We start from the raw sequence: 18132 nt of genomic DNA on the forward strand, positions 1-18132 counted from the left end.
GGAAAGTGTCGGGCCTTGCATCAATGCATTGTGCGGCAGAGCCTGTGCCGGCCTCTTCGCAGCACAAGGCTGCTCCTACAAAGGCCGCGTCAGACGAGCGATATTTGTTCTCTGCGCGACAGCGCAGCCCAAAAGGGCTGGGTAATCTCCCACAGGCATCGCGCAGTATCTGTGGGAGCGGGCGCGCCCGCGAAGAGGCCGGCACAGGCAACCCTTCAATCAGGCAGCAAACCCGCCATCGACCGTCAGGCTGGCCCCAGTGACATACCCCGCCTCAGGCCCTGCCAGGTAAGCCACGAAGCTGGCAATCTCATCCGCCTCGCCATAGCGCCCGATCGCCATCAGCGGGATCAAACTGTCTGCGAACTCGCCGCTGGCCGGGTTCATGTCGGTGTCCACCGGCCCTGGCTGCACGTTGTTCACGGTAATGCCTTTCGGCCCCAGGTCACGGGCCATGCCGCGGGTCAGGCCGACCAGGGCTGATTTGCTCATGGCATAAGGGGCGCCGCCGGCAAACGGCATGCGCTCGGCATTGGTGCTGCCAATGTTGATGATGCGTCCGCCTTGGCCCATGTAGCGTGCCGCGGCCTGGCTGGCGACGAATACACTGCGCACGTTCACCGCCAGCATGTGGTCGAAGTCGGCCAGGTCGAATTCGGTCACCGGCGCTACCGCCAGCACACCGGCATTGTTGACCAGGATATCCAGCCGGCCGAAGGCCTTCACGGTGTCATCCACGGCCAGTTGCACGGCCGCCGCGTCGGCGCTGTCGGCCCGCAGGGCCAGGGCCTTGCCGCCGTTTTCGGTAATTTCCTCAGCCAGCGCCTGCGCCGGGCCGGCGGAGCTGACATAGGTGAAGGCCACCTGTGCGCCTTCGCGGGCCAGGCGTCGCACGATGGCTGCACCAATGCCGCGGGAACCGCCCTGTACCAGGGCTACCTTGCCTTCGAGTGAGTGTTGCTTGGACATGTTGATCTCCTGCTGGAAGCCAGGCCGGAATGCCTTGGATGGGCGCAGTATCGGCGCTTGATTACCTGCTGATAAGATGGCAATCACTATCAGCAGAGTAAACCTTTGGTTGCCAATCATGGCCATGGAATCATTCAACGCGTTGGAATGCTTCATCCGCAGTGCCGAAGTCGGCAGCTTTGCCGAAGCCGCCAGGCGCCTCAGCATTACCCCGGCTGCCGTAGGCAAGCATGTTGCCCAGTTGGAAGCGCGCCTGGGGGTGCGGTTGTTCCAGCGTAGTACCCGCAAGCTGACCCTGACCGAGGCAGGGCAGCGATTTCTGGGGGAGGTCAGTGACAGCTTCCGCACCATTCAGTACGCCGTGGCCAACCTGGCCAGCAGCGAAGGCCAGCCGGCCGGGTTGTTGCGGGTGAGCATGGGCACGGTATTCGGGCGCTTGTATGTGTTGCCATTGCTGGGTGAGTTCCTGCGTCGCTACCCGGCCATTACTCCGGACTGGCATTTCGACAACCGCCAGGTCGACCTGATCGGCCAGGGCTTCGATGCGGCGATTGGCGGAGGTTTCGAGCTGCCGCCGGGGATGGTGGCGCGCAAGCTGACCCCGGCGCACAGGGTGCTGGTGGCGGCGCCGGCGTACCTGGGGCGGCACGCGCCGATTGACGACCCGCAGGTATTGCAACGGCATGACGGTATCCTGATCCGCTCGCCGCAGACTGGGCGGGTGCGGTCATGGCCGTTGACCAGCCGCTGGCAGGTGCAGCAGCCATTGCAGTTGCGCCAGACGATGACCATGAGCGATTCGGATGCGGCTTGCGCGGTGGCCGAGCAGGGCTTGGGGGTCGCCCTGGTGAGCCTGCCGTTTGCCGTGCCGTACCTGGAAGGCGGACGGCTGCGGCGGGTGCTGCCGGACTGGTATGTGGACGATGGGCATATCAGCCTGTATTTCGCCGAGCACAAGCTGTTGCCGGGCAAGACCCGGGCGTTTGTCGATTTTGTGGTGGAGCAGTTCGCAGAGCAGGGGTTGGCGCGGCGGTTCGATGCCTTGCAATCCGTGTAGGAGCAGCCTTGTGCTGCGAAGGGGCCGGTAAGGCAAAAGATCTTCTGTGTTGCTCATGGCCCCTTCGCAGCACAAGGCTGCTCCTACAAGGGGTATCACTGGCCTGAGGGGCGAAGAGGCCGGTTCAGGCAATATCGACGATGACCAATGTCTGTGCCCCCAGGTTTACCTCATCATCAACCTTCTTGCCGACCAGTTGTTGCCCCAGCGGCGAGCGCGGGGTAATCACCGTCACCAGCCCATCCCCCTCGCCAATCTTCAACCCCGCCGCCTCGGGGCCGAGGAACAGTCGGCGCTGCCCGCCATCTTCATCCTCCAGCGTCACCAGGTTGCTCACCTGCACCCCGCGTGCCGGGTCGTAATCGCGCAGCAGCAGTTGCTGGTAGGTCAGCAGCGCCTTGCGGATCTCGGCGCTGCGGCGGGCCTGGCCGGTGGCCAGGTACGAGGCCTCCAGGCCCAGGGTGTCGTACTTGTTCTCGGCGATGTTCTCTTCGGCAGTGGCGGCTTCGTACGCAGTTTGCGCTGCGCGGGTCAGCACATCCAGGTCATGTTCGAGGGTGGCGACGATCTGTGCCAGCAGGCTGGGCTTGTCCATGGTCAGTAACAGAACTCCAGCACGTTGGCCTGGCTTTTGTCGGTGGGCGCGGTGCGGTTCTGCTGCAGCCAGAACTGGCACTTGGGGCTGTTGAGGTTGCGCGGGTTGCCCTGGGCGGCCTCGGCGGCCTGTTGCAGCTCCTGCTTGTGCAGGATGTCCTTGTAGCGTTCGAACATTTCCGCCTGGGCATCCGCCGCAGGGGCTGGCGCTGGCGGCGCGGCAGGCCGGTACGCGGCGGGGGCCACGGCTTGGGCCAGTGGCTGTACCTGCTGTGGCCACAGTTGCAGGGCCAGCCACAGGCTTGCGGCGATCGCCACGGCGCCCAGCCACAGGCCAAAGGCAACGCAAACGATCAACGGCAGCGGCTTGAGGGTGATCTTCAGTTCACGGTGGCGCGCCATGGCAGCCTCCTGGCAGGGTGTTCGGGGGGCATTGTCGCATGCGCCTGGGCATTTTTCTGCGCAGGTGCTTTTGTCAGCGACAATTTATACGCAGAATGCGCGGTTTTTCCGCTGGGCGAGGGCTGGGCACATGAAAGCCACTTGGGACATCTTCTGCAGCGTCGTCGACAACTACGGCGATATAGGCGTGACCTGGCGCCTGGCCCGGCAGCTGGTGGCCGAGCACGGCCTGGCTGTGCGCCTGTGGGTGGATGACCTCAATGCATTCACGCCCATGTGCCCCGGGGCCGATGCCACCGCCCCGCAGCAGTGGCAGCACGGTGTGGATGTGCGCCAATGGCCGGTAGCCTGGTTGCCGGTGGCGCCGGCTGATGTGGTAATCGGTGCCTTCGCCTGCCAATTGCCAGCAGCCTATGTGGAGGCAATGCGTGCTCGTGTCACGCCGCCGCTGTGGCTGAACCTCGAATACCTCAGTGCCGAGGACTGGGTGGAAGGTTGCCATGGCTTGCCTTCGCCGCAGCCCAATGGCTTGCGCAAGGTATTTTTCTTTCCAGGCTTCACTGAAAAAACCGGTGGCCTGCTGCGCGAGGGCTCGCTGCTGGCACGGCGTGATGCGTTCCAGCAAGGCGCACGGCAGGCCTTCTTGCACGGGCTTGGCGTGAACCCTGAAGCGGGGGCGTTGCTGATTTCCCTGTTCGCCTACGAAAACCCGCAATTAGGCAACTGGCTTGAGGCCCTGGCCTCAGGCGAGCAACCTTGCCACCTGCTGGTGCCGCAAGGGCGCGTTGTCGCGGGGCTCGGCCAGTGGCTTGGCGAGGCGGCACTGCAAGTGGGCAGCGTGCGCAAGCGAGGGGCGCTGACCCTGCAGGTGCTACCTTTCGTCAGCCAAGACGACTACGACCGATTGCTGTGGAGCTGTGATTTCAATGCCGTGCGCGGCGAAGACTCGTTCGTGCGCGCGCAGTGGGCCGGGCAGCCGATGCTGTGGCACATTTACGTGCAGGACGAGAATGCCCATTGGGAAAAGCTCGAAGCGTTTCTCGCGCATTATCGACAGGGGTTGTCAGGCGATGCCGATGCCGCTCTGCTTGGCCTGTGGCGTGCCTGGAACATGGACCGCGACATGGGCCAGGCCTGGCAGGCAGCTCGTCAGCACTGGCCGGAACTGCAGCAGCATGCCCGGCTTTGGGCGGCGCGACAGGCCGCTCAGCCGGACCTTGCCACAGCGCTAGTACACTTTTACCGAAATTCGCTATGATACGCGGCCTCGATTTTTATAAATCCATCCAGATTCGGATACTTCGTAATGAAAACTGGTAAAGAACTGAAACCCGGTACCGTCCTGCGGATCGACAACGACCCGTGGCTGGTTCAAAAAGCTGAGTTCACCAAGTCGGGCCGTAACAGCGCGATCATGAAGACCAAGCTGAAGAACCTGCTGACCGGCTACAAGACCGAAACCGTCTACGGTGCAGACGACAAGCTGGACGACGTGATCCTGGATCGCAAAGAAGCGACCCTGTCGTTCATCAACGGTGACGAATACACCTTCATGGACACCACCGACTACACCATGTACGAACTGAACGCCGAGGACATCGAAGCCGTTCTGCCGTACATCGAAGAAGGCATGGAAGACGTCTGCGAAGCCGTGTTCTTCGAAGGCCGCCTGGTATCGGTTGAACTGCCGACCACCATCAGCCGCCAGGTTGTCTACACCGAGAACGCTGCACGCGGCGACACCTCGGGCAAGGTCATGAAGCCTGCCAAGCTGAAGAACGGTACCGAGATCTCGGTTGCCGACTTCATCCAGATCGACGAGTGGATCGATATCGACACTCGCGACAACAGCTTCAAAGGCCGTTCCAAGAAGTAATCCTTCTTGTGAAACGCAAAAAACCCGGCCTAGGCCGGGTTTTTTTATGCCTGTGGCTTACACGGTCACATGCAGGCGCACATCCACATTGCCGCGGGTGGCGTTGGAGTACGGGCACACCTTGTGCGCCTTTTCCACCAGCCCTTCGGCATCGGCCTGAGCCAGACCCGGCAGGTTGATGTGCAGGTCGATGTCCAGGCCGAAACCACCTGGAATCTGGCCAATGCCCACTTTCGCGGTGATCGAGGCGTCCGCCGGCAGGGCTTTTTTCTCCTGCCCGGCCACGAACTTCAGGGCACCTATGAAGCACGCCGAGTAACCTGCGGCGAACATCTGCTCGGGGTTGGTGCCGTCACCGCCAGCGCCACCCAGTTCCTTGGGGGTGCTCAGGCTGACCACCAGCTTGCCGTCACTGGAGCGGGATTTGCCGTCGCGCCCACCGGTAGAGGTAGCTTCTGCGATGTACAGCGGAGTGACCTTTTGCATCTTGAGCCTCGCTAATGTGCTGTGCGCTCCCCGTCTGGAGGAGGGCGCGGGTTGGTGTGGGATTTAAATTAGCGCGCAATTAGTTAGTGCGCAAGATAAATCATCACCGTTCATCTGAACGGCCATCGCACAGCATAGCTGTCAGAGGGTTTTCTGCAGGTTCTCCCGCAGCGCCAGCAGGTCGGCCTGCAGCTGTTGCAGCTGTTCCAGGCTGCGCCCGCTGGCCTTGAGGATGCACTGCGGCACTTCTTTGGCCTGCTGCTGCAAGGCGCGGCCCTTGTCGGTCAGCTGCACCAGTACCACCCGTTCGTCCTCGCGGCTGCGGTTGCGCTGCAGCAGGCCTTCGCTCTCCAGCCGCTTGAGCAGCGGTGTCAGCGAACCGGGGTCGGTGAGCAGGTGCTGGCTGATCTCGCCTACGGTCAGGCCATCGTGCTCCCAGAGCACGAGCATGGCCAGGTACTGCGGGTAGGTCAGGCCCAGGGCCTGCAGCAGCGGTTTGTAGACCTTGGTCATCAGCAACGAGGTGGAGTGCAGGGCGAAACAGACCTGGTTGTCCAGCAGCAGCTCGTCACAGGAGGCTTGGGTGTCGGCGTTCATGCAGGTCCTTGAAGGTAATCAATGGGAAAGTCTGGCACGCGGATCGTTAGTGCGCGCTTTATTCGCGCAGCTCACTGCGCAAGGCCAGGTCCCAGGGTGGAATCGGGCTGAAGCGGCTCTTGAGAAATTCGAGCAGCAAACGGCTGCGAGAGTTCGTTTCATGTTCCAGGCGAAGTGCGTAAATACCGCTGGTTTCCGCTTTGGGCAAGCCACCGTCGCAAAACAACGGTATCAACTCGCCGCGCAGCAGGTATTCGCTGATCAGCCAAGTAGGCAGGTGGGCTATGCCTAAGCCTGCGAGCGCACCGAACAGCAGGGTTTCGGCGTTGTTGGCGGCCATGCGCATGCGTGAGGGGCGGTACAGGCGGGTTTGCCCGGCCACGTTGAAACGCCAGGCGAATGGTGGCGCAAGGCCGTCCCAGTCCAGGCCGTCGTGCCCTGGCAGCTCGCTGGGGCAGCTGGGCATGCCGCGGCTGGCCAGGTAGGCCGGGCTGGCGCAGGCGATGCGCACCATGTAGGCCAGTGGCGTGGCGACCAGCCGGGTGTCGGCCAGGGGGCCGGCGCGCAGCACCAGGTCGACCTCGCCCAGGTGGCTGCCATGCAGGTCGACGAAGCTGTCGATCAGGCGCAGTTGCACATCCAGGCCCGGGTAGGCGACCAGGAAATCGGCGATGGCCGGGGCCAGGTGACGGCGGCCGAATGCGGCGGGGGCGTCGATGCGGATCAGGCCTTCGGGGGCATTGCTCAGCGACACCGCTTCAGCGCGGGCCAGGCGCAGTTCCTCGATGATGCGCCTGGCCCGTTCGGCAAAGGCGTTGCCGGCAGGCGTGGCACGCACGGCGTGGGTGCTGCGGGTGAACAGGCGGCTGCCCACGGCGCTTTCCAGGTTGTCGATGCGGCGGGCCACGGCGGAAGGCGTCAGCGGGTGGCGGCGGGCGGCGGCAGAAAAACTGCCGGTTTCCAGCACATCGAGGAACAGGCTTAGCTGGTCGGTCAGGGTATCGGGGCTCATGGCTGCCTTGCTTTTGCGAAAAACGCACAGCCATTGTGCGCTGCTGTGCGTTTCCCCACCAGCCCGCAATCGATAGCATGCTCGCTTTATGTGTACAGGCGGATGAGGCCCCTGATGATCGAGTGGTTGTTGTATATCGTGTTGGGCGCAGCCTTGGGGACCATGGGTGGCCTGTTCGGCATTGGCGGCGGGCTGATCGCGATTCCGGCGCTGGGCGTGCTGTTCGGCCTGGACCAGCAGTTGGCGCAGGGTACTGCGCTGGTGATGGTAGTGCCCAATGTGCTGCTGGCGCTGTGGCGTTATCACCAGCGTAACCGCATCGAGTTGCGCCATGCGGTACCGCTGTCGCTGTGCAGCTTCGTGTTCGCCTGGCTGGGGTCGATCTGGGCGGTCGGGCTGGATGCGCATTCCATGCGCCTGGGCTTCGTCGGCTTCCTGGTGGCCCTGGCGGTGTGGAACGTTGCGCGGATGTTCATGAAGGTAACGCCGCCCAGCGCCGAGTTGCGCTATGCCTGGCCTTGGCTGGGTGTACTGGGCAGCTTTGCCGGGACCATGGGCGGCTTGTTCGGAGTTGGTGGGGCCGTGGTAGCCACGCCGATTCTGACCAGTGTGTTCGGTACCACCCAGGTGGTGGCGCAGGGGCTGTCGCTGGCGCTTGCGGCGCCAAGTACCTTGGTAACCCTGGTCACCTACGGGGTGCACCACAGTGTTGACTGGGGGGTGGGGATCCCATTGGCGGTGGGCGGCTTGCTGAGTATCAGCTGGGGGGTGAAGTTGGCCCATGCGTTGCCGGAGAAGGTGTTGCGGGCGATGTTCTGTGTGTTTTTGGTGGGTTGTGCGGTGATGCTCGGGTTCGAGCTTTGAAATTTGGGGCCGCTTTGCGGCCCATTCGCAGCACAAGGCTGCTCCTACAGGGGGACATGCCCGCTGCGGCTCACTTGAACCCTTCGACAATGTAGTCGGCCATGCAATCGGTAATCGGCGAAGGGTTCTGGGTACTGCGCACCAGCATCACATTGGCCACCGGTAACTGCGGCAACCCTTCGTTTTCGCCCAGAATGCGGATATTCCCGCCAATCAGGCTCTGCAACTGTGCGGTCACCGCCAACCCTGCGGTGACGATGGCAAAGATCGCTGCCAGGCTCGGGCTGGTATAGGCGATGCGGTAGTCGATGCCCTGGGCCTCCAGGGCATTGCAGGTCCAGGCCCGGCAGAAGCAGTCGGTGTTGAACAAGGCTACCGGCATGGGGCGTTGCTCCTGCGGGCAGAAGCCTTCCGCGGCGGCCCAGACCAGGCGTTCCTGGCGCAGCAGCTGGCCAATCTCGTTGCCCGGCTCACGCGTGACGATGGTCAGGTCCAGGTCCTGGCGCAGCATCAGTTGTTTGGAGGAGTCGCAATGCACCTCCACCTGCACCAGCGGGTAAGCCTGGGCAAAGCTCGACAGGATGGTCGGCAAAAAGCGCATGGCATAGTCGTCCGGCGTGCCGATGCGTACTACCCCGACCATGTGCGGCATGCGCAGGGTGTTGAACACTTCCCCATGCAACTTGAGGATGCGCCGGGCATAGCCGAGCAGCACCTGGCCCTCGGCGGTCAAGCGCACCTGGCGGCCATCGCGCTCGAACAGCTGGCGCTGGAGGATGTCCTCCTCCAGGCGTTTCATCTGCATGCTCACCGCCGACTGGGTGCGGTTGACCACCTCGCCGGCGCGGGTGAAGCCGCCCTGCTCGGCGATGGCCACGAACGTGCGCAGTACGTCCGCATCGAGGCTCTGGTACTGGGACATTGCATCAATCTCCGAGATGCATGGCATCAGAAACATTCGTTGGATTGATCTTATGCCTGGCAGGAGACTGGAGCCATCAACACGGAGGGCTTCACGATGAAAGGTCATGTCAGCAGCATCCAGCAACCTGCCTTTTCCCTGAACCACCTGTGGCATGCCGCCCTGCGGCGCCCGGCGCGATGGCTGCAGCTATACCGCCAGCGCCAGGAACTGGCCAGCCTGAGTGATGCGACCCTGCACGACCTGGGGCTGAGCCGGGCGGATATCCAGCAGGAGGCCGAGCGGCATTTCTGGGATGATCCGCTGAGGAGGTGAGTTGGGGCGCAGAGGTGTTTGGCTGGAGGTTTTCAGCGCCGCACCTGCTTGAGGGTTTCGGCAATCAGGAACGCTAGCTCCAGCGACTGGTCGGCATTCATCCGCGGGTCGCAGTGGGTGTGATAGCGGTCGGACAGCGCATCCTCGGTGATCGGCCGGGCGCCGCCGATGCATTCGGTGACGTTCTGCCCGGTCATCTCGATGTGAATGCCGCCGGCGTGGCTACCCTCAGCTTGGTGCACCTGGAAGAACTGCTTCACCTCATCCAGGATCTGCGCAAAATCGCGGGTCTTGTAGCCGCTGCTGGCCTTGATGGTGTTGCCATGCATCGGGTCGGAGCTCCACAGCACCTTGCGCCCTTCGCGTTCGACCGTGCGGATCAGCCCCGGCAGGTGGTCGCCGACCTTGCCGGCACCCATGCGCACGATCAGGTTCAGGCGCCCGGGGTCGTTGGCCGGGTTCAGCGTGTCGATCAGGCGGATCAGTTCTTCGGCGTTCATGCTGGGGCCAACCTTGACCCCGATCGGGTTGTGCACGCCGCGCAGGAACTCCACATGGGCACCGTCCAGCTGGCGGGTGCGGTCGCCGATCCACAGCATGTGCGCCGAGCAGTCGTAGTAGTCGCCGGTCAGGCTGTCCTGGCGCACGAAGGCTTCTTCATAGTTCAGCAGCAGTGCTTCGTGGGCGGTGAAGAAGCTGGTTTCGCGCAGCTGCGGCGCGCTGTCCAGGCCGCAGGCGCGCATGAATGCCAGGGTTTCGTCGATGCGGTTGGCCAGCTGGTGGTACTTGTCGGCCAGCGCCGAGTTGGCGATGAAGTCCAGGTTCCACTTGTGCACCTGGTGCAGGTCGGCGAACCCGCCCTGGGCGAAGGCGCGCAGCAGGTTGAGGCTGGCGGTGGCCTGGTGGTAGGCCTGCAGCAGGCGTTCCGGGTCGGGGATGCGGCTTTTCGCGTCGAAGCCGATGCCGTTGACGATGTCGCCACGGTAGGCGGGCAGGGTGATGTCGCCGATGGTTTCATCGCCCGATGAGCGCGGCTTGGCGAATTGCCCGGCCATGCGCCCGACCTTGACCACCGGGCAGCCGGCGGCGAAGGTCATGACAATGGCCATCTGCAGCAGCACCTTGAAGGTGTCGCGGATTTTCGCCGCCGAGAACTCGGCGAAGCTCTCGGCGCAGTCGCCACCCTGCAGCAGGAAGGCGCGGCCTTCGGTGACCTCGGCGAACTGCCGGCGCAGCTCGCGCGCCTCGCCCGCGAACACCAGCGGCGGGTAGCTGGCCAGGGTCTGTTCGACCTTCAGCAGGTGCGCGGCATCGGGGTAGGTCGGTTGCTGCTGGATCGGCAGGGCGCGCCAGCTGTCGGGGCTCCACGGTTGGTTCATCTCGGGCTCGGTCTTGTCGGTTGTAGGCTATGGGCCATGGTAACAGTTGGCGCTGCGCTTGTTGCATCGAGGGTGTTGGCGGACAATGCGCGTTTTTGTGCGGGTAGGTGGTGAGCATGGCGGCGGAACGGGAAGAGCGGCTACTGGCACGGGTGCAGGACGCCTTTGGCGTCATCAGCGTGTATGAAGTCGACGACTACCGCTTTCTGGAATTCGGCGATGCGATCGAGCAGAGCTGCGTGTTCACGGCCGACCCCAGCTGGCTTGAGTACGACTATACCCGCGCCATGCTGGTGGGGGCGCTGTGCCACGAGCAGCCGGAGAGCGCGCTGTTTCTCGGCCTGGGTGCCGGCACGCTGACCCAGGCCTGCATGAAGTTCCTGCCGCTGGACGACATCGAGGCCATCGAACTGCGCCCGGACGTACCGCGCCTGGCCATGGAGTACCTGGGCCTGGATGACGATCCGCGGCTGTATGTACGCATCGGCGATGCGCTGGAGCTGTTGCCCACGGCGGAGAAGGCCGACCTGCTGTTCGTCGACCTGTACACCGACCATGGGCCGGGGGTGGGCCACCTGGCGTGGAACTTCCTGGAGAACTGCCAGCAGCAACTGAACCCGGGTGGTTGGCTGGTGATCAACCAGTGGGCCACCGACGACGGCAAGCCGCTGGGCGCGGCGTTGCTGCGCGGGTTGTACCACCGGCATTACTGGGAGCTGCCGGTGAAGGAGGGCAATGTGATCCTGCTGGTGCCGGCGGACCTGGAGCAGACGCTGGACCTGGATGGGCTGAAAGCCCGTGCCCAGGCGCTGGCGCCGCGCCTAGGGTACAGCCTCGAGGGGCTGATCCGCGAGATTCGGCCGGCTACCTGATGAATCTGTGGCGAGGCTGCTGGCCCTATCGCCGGCAAGCCAGCTCCCACACCGACCGCGTTGGCCTCAAGCCATGCGCTGTCCCTGTGGGAGCTGGCTTGCCGGCGATGAGGCCGGTACAGGCAATAAAGAATTATCGATTCAGCTCCAGGTGATTGATGGCCCGACACTGGCCAAGCACCCTGAAAATATTCCTCACGTCTGCGCACGATTTCGGGTATAGTACGCGCCGGTCTTTTAGCGGACCGCAAAATCAGGTGGTGCAAACCCTCCGAGTCCAGCTTCGGCTGCACGTCCGCTAGGCGGACTTTCCCACGTTTTCTTTTTCAATCGTTTTCGCAAATCCCCGCCGCCAAAGCTGCCTGGGTGACCTGTCGGTCTTTCATGGCTTGTGCAGCTTTGGAGCATGGGTCTTTGCGGATGCACCTAGAGGCAGACCCATGACCCAGGAAACCGGCGGCTTCGCCGCTCTCGATCTCAATCCGAATATTGTTGCTGCCGTTCTGGCGACCGGCTACGAAGAGCCGTCCGCCATTCAGCAACAATCGATCCCGATCATCCTCGCCGGTCACGACATGATCGGCCAGGCGCAGACTGGCACCGGCAAGACCGCTGCCTTCGCCCTGCCGATCCTCAACAAGATCGATGTGAGCAAGCGCGAACCGCAAGCCCTGATCCTGGCGCCAACCCGTGAGTTGGCGCTGCAAGTTGCTACCGCTTTCGAAACCTACGCCAAGCAGATGCCGGGCGTGAACGTGGTCGCCGTCTACGGTGGTGCCCCGATGGGCCCACAGTTGCGTGCGATCCGCAACGGCGCGCAAATCGTCGTGGCCACCCCTGGCCGTCTGTGCGACCACCTGCGTCGTGACGAAAAAGTCCTGTCGACCGTGCAGTACCTGGTACTGGACGAGGCCGACGAGATGCTCAAGCTGGGCTTCATGGACGACCTCGAAGTGATCTTCGATGCCATCCCGGCCAGCCGCCAGACCGTGCTGTTCTCCGCCACCCTGCCGTCGTCGATCCGCTCGATCGCCGAACGCCACCTGCGCGAGCCCAAGCACGTCAAGATCCAGAGCAAGACCCAGACCGTTACCGCGATCGAGCAGGCTCACCTGATGGTCCACGCCGACCAGAAGATCCCGGCTGTGCTGCGTCTGCTGGAAGTGGAAGAGTTCGACGCGCTGATCGCCTTCGTGCGTACCAAGCAAGCCACCCTGGACCTGGCCTCCGCGCTGGAAGCCAAGGGTTACAAGGCTGCCGCGCTGAACGGCGACATCGCCCAGAACCAGCGTGAGCGCGTGATTGACTCGCTCAAGGATGGCCGCCTGGACATCGTTGTCGCTACCGACGTCGCTGCCCGTGGCCTGGACGTACCGCGCATCACTCACGTGTTCAACGTCGACATGCCGTACGACCCGGAGTCCTACGTACACCGTATCGGCCGTACCGGCCGTGCCGGTCGCGATGGCCGTGCACTGCTGCTGGTCACCCCGCGTGAGCGCCGCATGCTGCAGGTGATCGAGCGTGTAACCGGGCAAAAAGTTGCCGAAGCCCGCCTGCCGAATGCCCAGGCCGTGCTGGATGCCCGCATCAAGAAGCTGACCTCGAGCCTGGCGCCACTGGTTGCCGAAGCAGAAGCCACCCACGGCGATCTGTTCGACCGCCTGACCGCCGACCTGGGTTGCAGCGCGCGTGCCCTGGCTGCCGCCCTGCTGCGCAAGGCCACCAATGGCCAGGCGCTGGACTTGGCCGCGGTAGAGCGTGAGCAGCCGCTGGTGCCGAGCTTCGCCCCGCGTGGTGAGCGTACCGAGCGTGGTGAGCGTGGCGAACGCTCGGAGCGTGGTGACCGCGAGCGCCGTGCGCCGATGCCGCTGGCCGAAGGCCGCGTGCGTTGCCGTACTGCCCTGGGTGCCCGTGACGGCATCGCTGCCAAGAACCTGCTGGGCGCGATCCTCAACGAGGGTGGTCTGGCTCGTGACGCCATCGGCCGCATCCAGGTGCGCGACAGCTTCAGCCTGGTCGAGCTGCCGGAAGATGGCTTGGAGAAGCTGCTGTCCAAGCTCAAGGACACCCGCGTGGCTGGCAAGCAGCTGAAGCTGCGTCGCTACCGCGAGGATTGATCCTGGCGCAATGAAAAAATCCCCGGCTTTGGCTGGGGATTTTTTTTGCCTGTGCCGGCCTCTTCGCGGGCTTGCCCGCTCCCACAGGTGCATCACAGCTCTCAAGGCCTGTGGAGGACCTGTGGGAGCGGGCAAGCCCGCAAAGAGGCCCTTCAGTCGAACCGATAAATGTCCATCCCCAACGCCCCCAAGGTAAACCCTTGGTGCACCACCCCGAACTTGCCGCCAGCCCCCTGGGCAAAGAACAGCGGCAGGAAATGCTCATCACTGGGATGGTTACGCACCGCAAACGGCGCCTGTTGCCGATAACCCAGCAACGCTTCCTGGTCATTCGCCCGAAGCTTTTCCACCACCCAATCCCTGAACGCCAGTGCCCATGGCTCGATCACATCCGGCCCGGCATGCCAGTCCAGTTCGCCCAGGTTGTGGGTAATGCTGCCCGAGCCGATCAGCAGCACGCCCTGGTCGCGCAAACCCGCCAACGCCTGGCCTACCTTGACCTGCAGCGCCGGCCCCATGTGGCTGGGCAGTGAAACCTGCACCACCGGAATATTCGCATCCGGGTACATCAGCGACAGAGGTACCCAGGCGCCGTGGTCGAACGGCCGCTGCGCGTCCAGCCGGGCAGGCAGCCCGGCAGCCTGCAGCAGTTCACTGACCTGGCCGGCAAGTGTGGGGTCGCCCGGTGCCGGGTACTGCACCGCATACAGCGCCGGTGGGAAACCGTAAAAGTCATGCCAGGTCTCTGGTCGTGCGCTGCCGGTAACCAGCAGTTCGCGGCTTTCCCAGTGCGCCGACACCACCACGATCGCTTTCGGCCGGGGCAGGGCGTTGACAAGCCCTGCCAGCGCAGGCCCGCTGGCGCCGGGTTGCAGGGCAAGCATGGGAGAACCATGGGAAATGAACAGGCTGGGCAGCATGGCGGGGTCCTGACGGTTAAGATGCAATCATCTTCGATCAACTACAGATCGAAATCCAAACCAACTTTTACCGACAAACCATCTAAAAATCAGGAGTGATCATGGAGCCAGCGTTCTGGCAGCAGCGGTGGGCCGACAACCAGATCGGCTTTCACCAGGCGCAGGTGAATCCCTATCTGCAGAGGTACTGGCCAACGCTTGGCCTGGCGCCGGGCAGCCGCGTGCTGGTGCCGTTGTGCGGCAAGAGCCTGGACCTGGCCTGGCTGGCCGGGCAGGGGTATCGCGTGTTGGGCGTAGAGTTGTCGCGGCAAGCGGTGGAGGCATTCTTCCGTGAGCATGGGCTTGAAGCCGAGGTGCAACAGCGCGGGGTTTTCGAAGTTTGGCGCAGTGGTGACGTTGAGCTCTGGTGTGGGGATTTCTTTGCGTTGAAGGTCGAGGATATTGGCGATTGCGCGGGGCTGTATGACCGGGCGGCGTTGATTGCCTTGCCGCCGCAGATGCGTGTGGCTTACATGCAGCTGTTGTCGGGCTTGCTGCTAGCGTGTTGCCAGGGGTTGGTGGTGACTCTGGATTATGACCAGGCTTTGCTGGACGGACCGCCGTTTTCGGTCGGGGATGAAGAGCTGCGGCAGGGGTTTACCGGGTGGCAGGTGGATGAGCTGGACGCTGTGGAGGTGATTGAAGAAAGCCCGAAGTTTTCGCAGGCCGGGGTATCGAGTTTGTTGGAGCGGGTTTACCGGGTCAGCCGCTGACAGGTGTACAAAAAAGGGCGACCGAAGTCGCCCTTTTGTTTTACCGGTTGGATCAACCGCGACGGCGCAGGGCCTCGATACGGTCTTCCAGCGGCGGGTGGCTCATCAACAGCCCGGCCAGGCCATGCTTCAGGCCACCATTGATGCCGAAGGCCTTCATGGTGTCGGGCATGTGCACCGGCAGGCCTTGCTCCACGCGCAGGCGCTGCAGCGCACCGATCATCGCCGCGGTACCGGCCAGCTGTGCACCGGCTTCGTCGGCGCGGTATTCGCGGCGGCGCGAGAACCACATCACGATCATGCTGGCCAGAATGCCCAGGATCAGCTCGGCAACGATGGTCGCCACGTAGTAGGCAATGCCCTGGCCTTCTTCGTTCTTGAAGATCACCTTGTCGACGAAGTTGCCGATGATGCGTGCGAAGAACATCACGAAGGTGTTCACCACGCCTTGCACCAGCGCCAGGGTGACCATGTCGCCATTGGCCACGTGGCCGATCTCGTGGGCCAGCACTGCGCGTACTTCATCGGGCGAGAAACGCTCCAGCAGGCCCTGGGACACGGCGACCAGCGCGTCGTTGCGGTTCCAGCCGGTGGCGAAGGCGTTGGCCTCGTACGCCGGGAAGATACCCACCTCGGGCATCTTGATGCCCGCTTCACGGGACAGCTCTTCGACCGTTTGCAGCAGCCACTGCTCGTGGCGGGTGCGCGGCTGGCTGATGATCTGGGTACCGGTGGTCATCTTCGCCATCCACTTGGAGATGAACAGCGAAACGAGGGAGCCGGCAAAGCCGAACACGGCGCAGAACACCAGCAGGCTGCTGAGGTTCAGGTCGACCCCGTTGGCGGCCATGAACCCGTTGAAACCGAACAGGCTCAGGGTAATGCTTGCAACCAGCACCACCGCGAGGTTGGTGGCTACAAACAACAGAATGCGCATCATGGTTGTTACGTTCTCCTGACGGATGAGTTGTCGCTTACTGCGGGGTATATAAGGGGCCGGCCGTGCCGATTCAATCGGGCGACTATTTCAAACTGTGTACGGCGGAGTATGGCAGAGGATGGCGCAGGGGCTGTGGGATAGAGCGTTGCAGGATGTAAGAAACATCCTGTGGGGTTTTTGGGGCTGCTTTACAGCCCATTCGCAGCGCAAGGCTGCTCCTACAGGGGCATGCGTTCTCCTGTAGGAGCAGCCTTGCGCTGCGAAGAGGCCATCACTTACTGCGAATAACCTTTCAGGAAATTCCCGATCCGGCCAATCGCCGCCTCCAGGTCATCCACCCGCGGCAAGGTGACCACGCGGAAGTGGTCCGGCCACGGCCAGTTGAACGCCGTACCTTGAACGATCAGCAGCTTCTCCGACAGCAGCAGGTCGAGCACGAACTTCTCGTCGTTGTGGATCGGGCAAACCTTCGGGTCGATCTTCGGGAATGCATACAGCGCACCCATCGGCTTCACGCAGCTAACGCCCGGGATGTCGTTCAGCAACTCGTAGGTGCGGTTGCGCTGCTCCAGCAGGCGGCCCGGTGGCAGCACCAGGTCGTTGATGCTCTGGTAGCCGCCCAGCGCGGTCTGGATGGCATGCTGGGCCGGCACGTTGGCGCACAGGCGCATGTTGGCCAGCATGTCGATGCCTTCGATGTAGCTTTGCGCGTGGTGCTTGGGCCCGGAGATGATCAACCAGCCGGAGCGGAAGCCCGCCACACGGTACGACTTGGACAGGCCGTTGAAGGTCAGGCACAGCAGGTCGGGGGCCAGCGAGGCGGTGCTGATGTGCACGGCTTCGTCGTACAGGATCTTGTCGTAGATCTCGTCGGAGAACACCACCAGGTTGTGCTGGCGGGCCAGTTCCAGCATGCCCAGCAGCAGCTCTTTGGAGTACACCGCGCCGGTCGGGTTGTTCGGGTTGATGATTACCAGGGCCTTGGTGTTCGAGGTGATCTTGGCCTTGATGTCCTCAAGGTCGGGGAACCAGTCGGCCTGCTCGTCGCACAGGTAGTGCACCGGCTTGCCGCCGGCCAGGCTCACGGCGGCGGTCCACAGCGGGTAGTCGGGGGCAGGGATCAGCACTTCATCGCCGTTGTTGAGCAGCGCCTGCATCGACATCACGATCAGCTCGGACACGCCGTTACCCAGGTAGATGTCCTCGATGCCGACACCTTCGATCTGCTTCTGCTGGCAGTACTGCATCACCGCCTTGCGCGCGCTGAACAGGCCCTTGGAGTCGCTGTAGCCCTGCGCGGTGGGCAGGTTGCGGATCACATCCTGGAGGATTTCGTCAGGCGCCTCGAAGCCAAACGGCGCCGGGTTGCCGATGTTCAGCTTGAGGATGCGGTGGCCTTCCTCTTCCAGGCGCTTGGCGTGCTTGAGCACTGGGCCGCGAATGTCATAGCAGACATTGGCGAGCTTGTTCGATTTGCTGAACTGCATGATGGGATCCCGATTGAGAAAACGCGCTACGCCCCGCCGAAAGGTTTGAAAGGGCAGGAAGCGGGTGCCAGACTGAACGCCTGGCACACGAAGCCAACTAATATACGTGCCACCCGCGCCCCGGAAAAGACGGTGCGCTGTGAAATTCAGCCTGCCGAGGTCCCTACATGCAAAAGATCGAGAAAACCCTGGAACAATGGCGGTCGATGCTCGACCCCGAGCAGTACCAGGTGTGCCGCCTCAAGGGCACTGAGCGGCCGTTCAGCGGCAAGTACAACAGCGAGCGCCGCGACGGCATCTACCACTGCATCTGCTGCGGCCTGCCGCTGTTCGATGCGCAGACCAAGTTCGATTCCGGCTGCGGCTGGCCGAGCTTCTACGCACCCATCGAGGAAAGCGCGATGATCGAGATTCGCGACACCTCCCACGGCATGATCCGCACCGAAGTCACCTGTGCCCGCTGCGATGCGCACCTAGGCCACGTGTTCCCCGATGGCCCGCCACCGACCGGCCTGCGCTACTGCATCAACTCGGTGTGCATCGACCTGCGCCCGCGCGACTGACCGGA

Annotated in this window: 19 protein-coding genes and 1 pseudogene; 9 read left to right on the plus strand and 11 right to left on the minus strand. The window is 63.2% G+C overall.

What is annotated here, in order from left to right; translation table 11 throughout:
* Positions 1–219: 219 nt before the first annotated feature.
* A complete protein-coding gene (locus CAG18_RS24720) occupies positions 220–969 on the minus strand; it encodes a 3-oxoacyl-ACP reductase family protein (protein ID WP_015269369.1) in 750 nt (249 codons plus the stop codon).
* Positions 970–1087: 118 nt separating this feature from the next.
* On the opposite strand from CAG18_RS24720, the gene CAG18_RS24725 reads away from it, so the two are divergent.
* Positions 1088–2026, plus strand: a complete 939-nt coding sequence (locus tag CAG18_RS24725; RefSeq protein ID WP_085721749.1) for a LysR family transcriptional regulator — start codon at positions 1088–1090, stop codon at positions 2024–2026.
* Between the two features lie 124 nt (positions 2027–2150).
* Here CAG18_RS24725 and CAG18_RS24730 read toward each other — a convergent pair whose 3' ends face one another.
* Both CAG18_RS24730 and CAG18_RS24735 read right to left on the minus strand, forming a co-directional pair.
* On the minus strand, positions 2151–2621 hold the full coding sequence (locus CAG18_RS24730) for a GreA/GreB family elongation factor (RefSeq protein WP_085721750.1): 471 nt from the start codon (positions 2619–2621) through the stop codon (positions 2151–2153).
* Between the two features lie 2 nt (positions 2622–2623).
* Positions 2624–3022: a hypothetical protein gene (locus CAG18_RS24735; RefSeq protein WP_013971528.1), complete on the minus strand. Its 399-nt coding sequence runs from the start codon at positions 3020–3022 to the stop codon at positions 2624–2626.
* 130 nt (positions 3023–3152) lie between these two features.
* Between CAG18_RS24735 and earP the strand changes: the two genes are divergently transcribed.
* Both earP and efp read left to right on the plus strand, forming a co-directional pair.
* Positions 3153–4280 (plus strand): elongation factor P maturation arginine rhamnosyltransferase EarP, encoded by a 1128-nt coding sequence (gene earP, locus CAG18_RS24740; protein WP_085721751.1) that lies wholly within the window; start codon positions 3153–3155, stop codon positions 4278–4280.
* Between the two features lie 48 nt (positions 4281–4328).
* Complete coding sequence (gene efp, locus CAG18_RS24745; RefSeq protein WP_013971530.1) at positions 4329–4898, plus strand: elongation factor P; 570 nt, start codon at positions 4329–4331, stop codon at positions 4896–4898.
* A 57-nt stretch (positions 4899–4955) separates the two neighbouring features.
* On the opposite strand, the gene CAG18_RS24750 is transcribed toward efp, so the two are convergent.
* From CAG18_RS24750 to CAG18_RS24760, 3 genes are all read right to left on the minus strand, one after another.
* Entirely contained in the window at positions 4956–5384 is a 429-nt protein-coding gene (locus CAG18_RS24750; protein ID WP_013971531.1) for an organic hydroperoxide resistance protein, read from the minus strand.
* A 141-nt stretch (positions 5385–5525) separates the two neighbouring features.
* Complete coding sequence (locus tag CAG18_RS24755; protein WP_003260416.1) at positions 5526–5981, minus strand: MarR family winged helix-turn-helix transcriptional regulator; 456 nt, start codon at positions 5979–5981, stop codon at positions 5526–5528.
* A gap of 58 nt (positions 5982–6039) precedes the next feature.
* Positions 6040–6993, minus strand: coding sequence for a LysR family transcriptional regulator (locus CAG18_RS24760; protein WP_013971533.1), 954 nt, complete (start codon positions 6991–6993; stop codon positions 6040–6042).
* Between the two features lie 114 nt (positions 6994–7107).
* On the opposite strand from CAG18_RS24760, the gene CAG18_RS24765 reads away from it, so the two are divergent.
* A complete protein-coding gene (locus tag CAG18_RS24765) occupies positions 7108–7857 on the plus strand; it encodes a sulfite exporter TauE/SafE family protein (protein WP_015269373.1) in 750 nt (249 codons plus the stop codon).
* Between the two features lie 70 nt (positions 7858–7927).
* Here the strand turns inward: CAG18_RS24765 and CAG18_RS24770 are convergent, their stop codons facing one another.
* Positions 7928–8779, minus strand: a complete 852-nt coding sequence (locus CAG18_RS24770) for a LysR substrate-binding domain-containing protein (protein ID WP_015269374.1) — start codon at positions 8777–8779, stop codon at positions 7928–7930.
* A 96-nt stretch (positions 8780–8875) separates the two neighbouring features.
* Between CAG18_RS24770 and CAG18_RS24775 the strand changes: the two genes are divergently transcribed.
* Positions 8876–9094 carry a DUF1127 domain-containing protein gene (locus CAG18_RS24775; protein ID WP_054573472.1) on the plus strand — a complete coding sequence of 73 codons (219 nt, stop codon included), beginning with the start codon at positions 8876–8878 and terminating at the stop codon, positions 9092–9094.
* A gap of 32 nt (positions 9095–9126) precedes the next feature.
* Here the strand turns inward: CAG18_RS24775 and CAG18_RS24780 are convergent, their stop codons facing one another.
* Positions 9127–10473 carry a class II 3-deoxy-7-phosphoheptulonate synthase gene (locus CAG18_RS24780; RefSeq protein ID WP_015269376.1) on the minus strand — a complete coding sequence of 449 codons (1347 nt, stop codon included), beginning with the start codon at positions 10471–10473 and terminating at the stop codon, positions 9127–9129.
* Positions 10474–10589: 116 nt separating this feature from the next.
* On the opposite strand from CAG18_RS24780, the gene CAG18_RS24785 reads away from it, so the two are divergent.
* Positions 10590–11345 (plus strand): spermidine synthase, encoded by a 756-nt coding sequence (locus CAG18_RS24785; protein ID WP_015269377.1) that lies wholly within the window; start codon positions 10590–10592, stop codon positions 11343–11345.
* A 406-nt stretch (positions 11346–11751) separates the two neighbouring features.
* Positions 11752–13465, plus strand: a pseudogene (locus CAG18_RS24790) (DEAD/DEAH box helicase).
* 152 nt (positions 13466–13617) lie between these two features.
* On the opposite strand, the gene CAG18_RS24800 reads toward CAG18_RS24790, so the two are convergent.
* Positions 13618–14385 (minus strand): class III extradiol ring-cleavage dioxygenase, encoded by a 768-nt coding sequence (locus CAG18_RS24800; protein WP_085721753.1) that lies wholly within the window; start codon positions 14383–14385, stop codon positions 13618–13620.
* A 101-nt stretch (positions 14386–14486) separates the two neighbouring features.
* Here CAG18_RS24800 and CAG18_RS24805 point away from each other — a divergent pair, with 101 nt between their 5' ends.
* Positions 14487–15137, plus strand: a complete 651-nt coding sequence (locus CAG18_RS24805; RefSeq protein ID WP_061302956.1) for a thiopurine S-methyltransferase — start codon at positions 14487–14489, stop codon at positions 15135–15137.
* A gap of 52 nt (positions 15138–15189) precedes the next feature.
* Here the strand turns inward: CAG18_RS24805 and htpX are convergent, their stop codons facing one another.
* Positions 15190–16077: a protease HtpX gene (htpX, locus tag CAG18_RS24810; RefSeq protein WP_003259721.1), complete on the minus strand. Its 888-nt coding sequence runs from the start codon at positions 16075–16077 to the stop codon at positions 15190–15192.
* Between the two features lie 275 nt (positions 16078–16352).
* A complete protein-coding gene (locus CAG18_RS24815) occupies positions 16353–17564 on the minus strand; it encodes a pyridoxal phosphate-dependent aminotransferase (RefSeq protein ID WP_061552373.1) in 1212 nt (403 codons plus the stop codon).
* A gap of 167 nt (positions 17565–17731) precedes the next feature.
* On the opposite strand from CAG18_RS24815, the gene msrB reads away from it, so the two are divergent.
* Positions 17732–18127 carry a peptide-methionine (R)-S-oxide reductase MsrB gene (gene msrB, locus CAG18_RS24820; protein ID WP_015269381.1) on the plus strand — a complete coding sequence of 132 codons (396 nt, stop codon included), beginning with the start codon at positions 17732–17734 and terminating at the stop codon, positions 18125–18127.
* Positions 18128–18132 lie beyond the last annotated feature (5 nt).

The sequence above is a fragment of the Pseudomonas sp. B22(2017) genome (assembly GCF_002113105.1).
Taxonomy (GTDB): Bacteria; Pseudomonadota; Gammaproteobacteria; order Pseudomonadales; family Pseudomonadaceae; genus Aquipseudomonas; species Aquipseudomonas asiatica.

What these genes read in the sequence shown, in the direction of transcription:
- CAG18_RS24720 (WP_015269369.1), bottom strand. Translation starts at nt 969, where the DNA reads ATGTCCAAGCAACACTCACTCGAAGGCAAGGTAGCCCTGGTACAGGGC.
- CAG18_RS24725 (WP_085721749.1), top strand. Translation starts at nt 1,088, where the DNA reads ATGGCCATGGAATCATTCAACGCGTTGGAATGCTTCATCCGCAGTGCC.
- CAG18_RS24730 (WP_085721750.1), bottom strand. Translation starts at nt 2,621, where the DNA reads ATGGACAAGCCCAGCCTGCTGGCACAGATCGTCGCCACCCTCGAACAT.
- CAG18_RS24735 (WP_013971528.1), bottom strand. Translation starts at nt 3,022, where the DNA reads ATGGCGCGCCACCGTGAACTGAAGATCACCCTCAAGCCGCTGCCGTTG.
- earP (WP_085721751.1), top strand. Translation starts at nt 3,153, where the DNA reads ATGAAAGCCACTTGGGACATCTTCTGCAGCGTCGTCGACAACTACGGC.
- efp (WP_013971530.1), top strand. Translation starts at nt 4,329, where the DNA reads ATGAAAACTGGTAAAGAACTGAAACCCGGTACCGTCCTGCGGATCGAC.
- CAG18_RS24750 (WP_013971531.1), bottom strand. Translation starts at nt 5,384, where the DNA reads ATGCAAAAGGTCACTCCGCTGTACATCGCAGAAGCTACCTCTACCGGT.
- CAG18_RS24755 (WP_003260416.1), bottom strand. Translation starts at nt 5,981, where the DNA reads ATGAACGCCGACACCCAAGCCTCCTGTGACGAGCTGCTGCTGGACAAC.
- CAG18_RS24760 (WP_013971533.1), bottom strand. Translation starts at nt 6,993, where the DNA reads ATGAGCCCCGATACCCTGACCGACCAGCTAAGCCTGTTCCTCGATGTG.
- CAG18_RS24765 (WP_015269373.1), top strand. Translation starts at nt 7,108, where the DNA reads ATGATCGAGTGGTTGTTGTATATCGTGTTGGGCGCAGCCTTGGGGACC.
- CAG18_RS24770 (WP_015269374.1), bottom strand. Translation starts at nt 8,779, where the DNA reads ATGTCCCAGTACCAGAGCCTCGATGCGGACGTACTGCGCACGTTCGTG.
- CAG18_RS24775 (WP_054573472.1), top strand. Translation starts at nt 8,876, where the DNA reads ATGAAAGGTCATGTCAGCAGCATCCAGCAACCTGCCTTTTCCCTGAAC.
- CAG18_RS24780 (WP_015269376.1), bottom strand. Translation starts at nt 10,473, where the DNA reads ATGAACCAACCGTGGAGCCCCGACAGCTGGCGCGCCCTGCCGATCCAG.
- CAG18_RS24785 (WP_015269377.1), top strand. Translation starts at nt 10,590, where the DNA reads ATGGCGGCGGAACGGGAAGAGCGGCTACTGGCACGGGTGCAGGACGCC.
- CAG18_RS24800 (WP_085721753.1), bottom strand. Translation starts at nt 14,385, where the DNA reads ATGCTGCCCAGCCTGTTCATTTCCCATGGTTCTCCCATGCTTGCCCTG.
- CAG18_RS24805 (WP_061302956.1), top strand. Translation starts at nt 14,487, where the DNA reads ATGGAGCCAGCGTTCTGGCAGCAGCGGTGGGCCGACAACCAGATCGGC.
- htpX (WP_003259721.1), bottom strand. Translation starts at nt 16,077, where the DNA reads ATGATGCGCATTCTGTTGTTTGTAGCCACCAACCTCGCGGTGGTGCTG.
- CAG18_RS24815 (WP_061552373.1), bottom strand. Translation starts at nt 17,564, where the DNA reads ATGCAGTTCAGCAAATCGAACAAGCTCGCCAATGTCTGCTATGACATT.
- msrB (WP_015269381.1), top strand. Translation starts at nt 17,732, where the DNA reads ATGCAAAAGATCGAGAAAACCCTGGAACAATGGCGGTCGATGCTCGAC.